Here is a 5,150-nt window from a genome sequence, read left to right on the forward strand (position 1 = left end):
GGCGACGGCCGCCGTGCTCGCGCCCGCGATGACGAGGCCCTGCGCCTCCCACGCTTGGCGGGCGGTATTCATGATCGTGGTTTTGCCTGCGCCCGCGATGCCGATCACGGCATCGATGCCGTGTCCGGCGGTGAGGAGCCGCTCCAGCACGGCTCGCTGTTCGTCGGAAAATCCGAAGCCCTGTTGAGTCTCGGCGACGGACAGGGCCATCGCGACCGTGTCGTTGTCGACGACGGCGGCCTCTTCCCGGAGACGTCCAGTGGTCTCGGAAACGATCAACGTCTCGGCGGCGACGATGTCCGCGGTGGTGTACCGGTCGGCGTGGGTGTAGTGCTGGGGCCCTTTGGGGTTGAGCTGGACGGCGTATCCGGCGTGCCGGAGTACGGAGTTGGCGAGCTTCTCAGCCTCGTCGGTGCTGCCGATGCCGTACGGGAGGGCGTCGAGTACGGCGGCGATGGCGGTGGCGTGGGTGAACTCCTTGGAGTGGCTGGTGAGCCCGTCCTTCGGGTCGAAGACGATGCGGCACAGCTCATCCAATGCCGGGTTCTGCTCCTGGCCGTCGGCCTGAATGACGTTACTGGAGATCGCTTCGGGGTCGTCACCAGCAGCGCGGCCTTCGGCCTGCCAGTACTCGCGCAGGACATCGTCCGCGACGCCGGCGGCTTCGCCGTTCTTGGCGGCCTTGGACGCGGCGGAAGCGGCGGTGCGCTCGCGCAGGGTGGCGCTGTCGTAGTCGAGTCCCAGCTTGGTGAGCAGCTCGCGTACCTGGCTGTCGCGTTTGCTGAACAGCTTGATGGTGGCCTTGGGGATGGCGGAGATCTCCCATGCCCCGGTGCGTTCCTCGCGGCGGAAGCGAATGCCGTAGCGGTCGGTGAGTTCGCGACGGACGCGGGCACTCATCAGGGACTGTGTCGCGCGAGCGTGCCGGTGCAGATCCCGACCGCCTGCCGCCACGGTGGACCACTGCCCGTCGGTTCCCTTGACCATGTTGGCCAGCGTGAAGTGCAGGTGGAAGTGCGGGTCACCGTAGGGTGCTCCGTCTACCGGGCGGGCTGCGCGGTGGATCATCATCCATCCGGCAAATCCGCTCGTACCGATCGTGCGGGCTTCTTCGCCGTCGCCGTGCCGGCCGCGCATCGCGTACGCGGCCCATCCCTGCAAGGCGTCGATCGACTCGCGGCCTGCCGAGGTGAAGATCTCTTCCACCTCGGCGGCGATCTCCTCGGGTGCGTAGGCACCGAACACGGAGTAGGTCTTGGGCAGGTCGAGGGTGACGTCAGCGCCCCGGTTGCCGACCTCGACGCGGCCTTCCCGCACAGCGGCCTTGATCTCTTCGGCATCCCAGACCTCGGCGGGATCGAGCCCTGCGGCCTTGGCCAGGGCGACGGCTTCGCGGACGACCATGGGCAGGTCGCGCAGGCGTTGGCCGCCTTCGCCGTGGAGCTGGAGGTAGCGGCGTTTCGTGGAGGCGGTGGTGAACAGGTCCGCGGGCTGCTGCCCGTTCTGGACGGCCCGCGCTTCGACAGCTTTCAGAAGGGCGCGGGCGTCCAGCCGGCCGCCTGCCTCGGCGGCGAGTGCCTTCTCCAGGGCCTCTTCGCCGTACAGTTCGACGGCTTCGACGCCGATGCCGTTCGCGAGGTTCAGCAGGGTGGAGGCCGGGACGCGGTGGGACTCACCGAATCTGGTGAGCTGGCGTTCCATACGCCGGAAGGCGTCCTTCTTCCGCTGGGAGTCAAGCAGCGCCTCCGGCTTCACTCCGCGCTCGGCGGCAGCACGTCGGATCGCCCTGGCCAGTGGCGCGGCGGGGAGTTTGGCGGCGGGCGCGATGGCCAACTTCGGTTCTACGAGCGTACGGCCGGTGCGCGGGTCTTCGCCGCGCATGAGGCGGCGCGCGGCCTGGAACTGCCCGGGGGCGAGCGTGCCGCCAGCGTCGATGTCGAACTCCGCGAGACCATCACCGATCCACATCAACGGCCGCTCGGAGGCGTCGAGGTGGTAGTCCACCTGGCCATCGGCGGTACGCGCGGGGAGGAGGCCATCGTCGTACAGCGCGCTGGCGTCGACTCCGGCCGCTGCGGCGATCTCCACCACGTCGAACCCTGTGAAGCGGGCGGCGCCGTTGTCGCGTCGCAGCTGCGAGCGGGCGCGGTAGTAGGCGCTCTTGGCTTCCTGCGTACCGAGGAGAGAGAAGACGGAGGCTCCGGCTTCCTCGGCTTTGGCCTCGATCGCCGCGACGAGCGGAGCGGCGTCGACCGTGGTGGCCTTCCCGCAGCCGTGGCCCCCGGTAAGGCGGTACTCGACCTGCCCGTCAGACGGGCCGATCATCGTTACCCACCCCACCGGCCCGCTCACCCCCGTGCAAATCTGACCAGGTTCGGTCATCTTGGCCAATTGTATCGTCGCGTAGCGACGATACCTTGGTCCTCAAAATTCGAGATCAATACAGAAATAGGCAGAGTATTCCTATTTCTGCGGGCGCTCATAGATGAGGGCTTGGGCAGCGAGCTGACTTCGCTCGTGAAGCTGTTACCTGATGGCGGTTGGGGCGGTGCTGTCTAGCGTCCGCTGCGGGAGCGTCAGCGGGTGCTGGCATGGGCCGTGTCGGTACGCCGAGGAGCTGCCGCCTCACCAGCGGCGGCCAGACCTCGCCGACGTTCGCCCCTGTCATCGGCGCACGTTTCGTAGAGTGGCTCCCCGTGTCCGTTCCCGGTATATCTGCGACTTCCCACTGGATCTGCCCGGTGAAGTGAACGAGTCCCGGACGATCCGTTGCTTCCTCACCTGGCGGAAATCCGTTGGGCGCTTCTGGAGCCTGGGGAATCATGAGGCATGCGACCGGACGACTGGCATCTCACCGAAGACGTCGACGATTTTCTCGCCGGAGCCGGAGACTTCCTGCGCTCTCGGCCCGGTCCGCACGTCATGCAGCTGACGTGGGCCGAGAGGGTGCGAGCGCGTGGGGCGGAGGCGTTCGGCACTGGCACCCCCGTCTTCGGCGTGCTGGAGCAAGGTGGCGAGGTCCGCGGGACCTTCTTCCGCCTCGCGCCGCGTGGTATCGGTCTCTCCCCGCTCACGCCCGCGCAGGCCGACTCCCTCGCCGCCCGCCTGGCCGTCCTCGGGCACTCACTTCCCCGCGTCAGCGCGGACCACGGTACCGCCACCGCTTTCGCCGAGGCTTGGCAGCGGCACACCGGGGCGACGCCGAAACTCGGCGACGTCCGGCTCCGCCTGTACCGCCTGGGCACGCTCACCCCACCGGAGCCGATGCCGGCGGGCCGGAGCCGCGCCCTGGGCGAGCAGGACCTTGAGCACGTCATGTTCTGGTGCGGTGAGTTCGCCAAGGCTGTCGGGGAGGACGTCGCCATCGACGCCGACACGTGGGCCGATACTCGCTACGCCGACAAGCGCTACACGCTCTGGGAGACCCCGGACGGCACTGCCGTCTCCATCGCGGGCATGAACCCGCTGATCGGCGGCCAGATCCAGGTGGACATCGTCTACACCCCGGCCCACCTGCGTGGTCGCGGCTACGCGGGCGCTGTGACGGCGGAGGTGAGCCGGGCCGCGCTGGCCGCGGGCGCGAAGGACGTCGTCCTGTTCGCAGACCGGTCCAATCCCACCAGCAACGCCCTCTACCAGCGCCTCGGCTACCGCGCACTCGCCGACTGGGCTGTGTATGACTTCTCATAGGGCCCAATGGCCCGTTCGGGCAGGACGGACACCTTCGTCTGGACGCCGCTCAGGGGCGGTGCCGAACTGCGTATGTCCGACACCGCCCCTGATCTCGGTTCAGGCTTCCCAGTCGCCGAAGGGGACAGGCGGTTTTCCAGTAGCCTCGCGAACGGCCTCGTCCGTACCGCACACGGTGCAGATGAAGACCTCACGGTCCACGGTGAGCCGCGAACGCGCGGGGCGTGCCCCGAGCGGGCCGCCGCAGCGCGGACAGCAGGTCTGGGTCACGGCTTACTCCTCGGGGTGTTCGCGGGCGGACTTGAGGATCAGGTTCCAGGTCGGGCGGGAGTAGGTCTTCTCGGTCTGTTCTTGGAGCTGGGGGATGAGTTGGGCGTTCGTCGCGCCGGGGTTCGCCGCGATGGCCTGGCGCGCGAGGGCCAAGCGCTCGTCTCCTTGGTAGGGGTAGGCCAGTCCGCGGCGGCCCGTGGGGCGTCCGCCGGCGTGCCCGCGTCCTTTCCGGTCCGCGAGGTACTGCCACAGCCGCCACCGCTTCCACTTTGGGCGCCGCCGGGTCGGGAGCTCGTCCCAGTCGTCGGGGGCAGGCCAGCCTTCCGGCGGGTTCTTGACGTAGTGGGAGACGGTGGCGGAGTCGGCGAATCCGCAGACCTTTGCCGCTTCGGCGGGGCCCACCATGTCTTCAGGGTCGCCGTCGAGCTTCGGCGGGTTCGTGGTGCTGGCGGCAGCACGCTGACGCTGGTGCTCGTGGTGCCACTTGGCCCACTCGTCGCCGTCCCAGTGCATGACGCCGTCGATGGTCTCGGCGACGGCCGGGTGACCGTTGTTCTCCCGGTCGCTCCAGAGGTTCTGGAGCGTCGGCTCACTGATGTTGTGGACCTTGCGCAGGTCCGCTCGTGAGTAGAGCGTGCGGCCGGTCTTGCGGGGCACGGTCATCTCCTGTTCGGGGTCGTCGTTGCTTGGCGGGGTCACTGGAGGTCGTCCGGCTCCGGGACCGGTGCCCACGTACGGCTGCCGGTCGGTTCGAGCCGGGTGAGGGAAGCTATGTCGCCGAGGAGGACGGCGGCGGCCCAGTCGGCGTGGTCGGGGTGGCCGGCGGGGAGGTTGAGCACGAGGTGCTGGCCGGTCGGGGGGAAGTCCTCGACGATGACGAAGGTGTCGTCCGGTTCCGCGTGGATGCTGTTACCCCTCGTGAGCTGGGCGAAGTCGCCAGGGCGGGGACAGTCGGGGTGTCGGGGGCTTAGCATGGTGGGGTTCTTTCTGGTGAGAGAACATCGACGGCCAGCGCCTGTTGCCCTTGTGCGCTGGCCGTCACTTTTGTCTGGAAGTCCGTCCGCCAGTGCGGCAGCCGGTGGTGTTGCTGCTGGTCGGGGTGTTGCCCTACCCGCTGCCAGCCATTGAATTAAACCACCTTTGTTGTGCTGGGCAGGGCCCATGGCCGGGAGTCCGCGGGTCTTCGGGAA

Annotated in this window: 5 protein-coding genes; 1 reads left to right on the top strand and 4 read right to left on the bottom strand. The window is 68.5% G+C overall.

Going from position 1 to position 5,150, the window contains the following annotated elements:
• Positions 1–2,325: MobF family relaxase (mobF, locus tag ACFU99_RS32205; protein ID WP_384398758.1), on the bottom strand; the 2,325-nt coding region annotated here is incomplete at its 3' end.
• Between the two features lie 504 nt (positions 2,326–2,829).
• Between mobF and ACFU99_RS32210 the strand changes: the two genes are divergently transcribed.
• Positions 2,830–3,690 (top strand): GNAT family N-acetyltransferase, encoded by an 861-nt coding sequence (locus tag ACFU99_RS32210; RefSeq protein WP_384398760.1) that lies wholly within the window; start codon positions 2,830–2,832, stop codon positions 3,688–3,690.
• Positions 3,691–3,789: 99 nt separating this feature from the next.
• Here the strand turns inward: ACFU99_RS32210 and ACFU99_RS32215 are convergent, their stop codons facing one another.
• The 3 genes from ACFU99_RS32215 to ACFU99_RS32225 are packed head-to-tail and all read right to left on the bottom strand — an operon-like array spanning position 3,790 to position 4,934.
• Entirely contained in the window at positions 3,790–3,960 is a 171-nt protein-coding gene (locus ACFU99_RS32215; protein WP_384398762.1) for a hypothetical protein, read from the bottom strand.
• Positions 3,961–3,963: 3 nt separating this feature from the next.
• A complete protein-coding gene (locus tag ACFU99_RS32220; RefSeq protein WP_384398766.1) occupies positions 3,964–4,623 on the bottom strand; it encodes a hypothetical protein in 660 nt (219 codons plus the stop codon).
• A 32-nt stretch (positions 4,624–4,655) separates the two neighbouring features.
• On the bottom strand, positions 4,656–4,934 hold the full coding sequence (locus ACFU99_RS32225; protein WP_384398764.1) for a DUF6211 family protein: 279 nt from the start codon (positions 4,932–4,934) through the stop codon (positions 4,656–4,658).
• Between the last annotated feature and the right edge of the window lie 216 nt (positions 4,935–5,150).

Origin of the sequence: Streptomyces sp. NPDC057654 (genome assembly GCF_042800135.1) — a bacterium.
GTDB lineage: Bacteria > Actinomycetota > Actinomycetes > Streptomycetales > Streptomycetaceae > Streptomyces.

Bases quoted from the DNA above. Each gene is read 5' to 3' on its own strand.
- ACFU99_RS32210 (WP_384398760.1), top strand. From the start codon at position 2,830: ATGCGACCGGACGACTGGCATCTCACCGAAGACGTCGACGATTTTCTC.
- ACFU99_RS32220 (WP_384398766.1), bottom strand. From the start codon at position 4,623: ATGACCGTGCCCCGCAAGACCGGCCGCACGCTCTACTCACGAGCGGAC.
- ACFU99_RS32225 (WP_384398764.1), bottom strand. From the start codon at position 4,934: ATGCTAAGCCCCCGACACCCCGACTGTCCCCGCCCTGGCGACTTCGCC.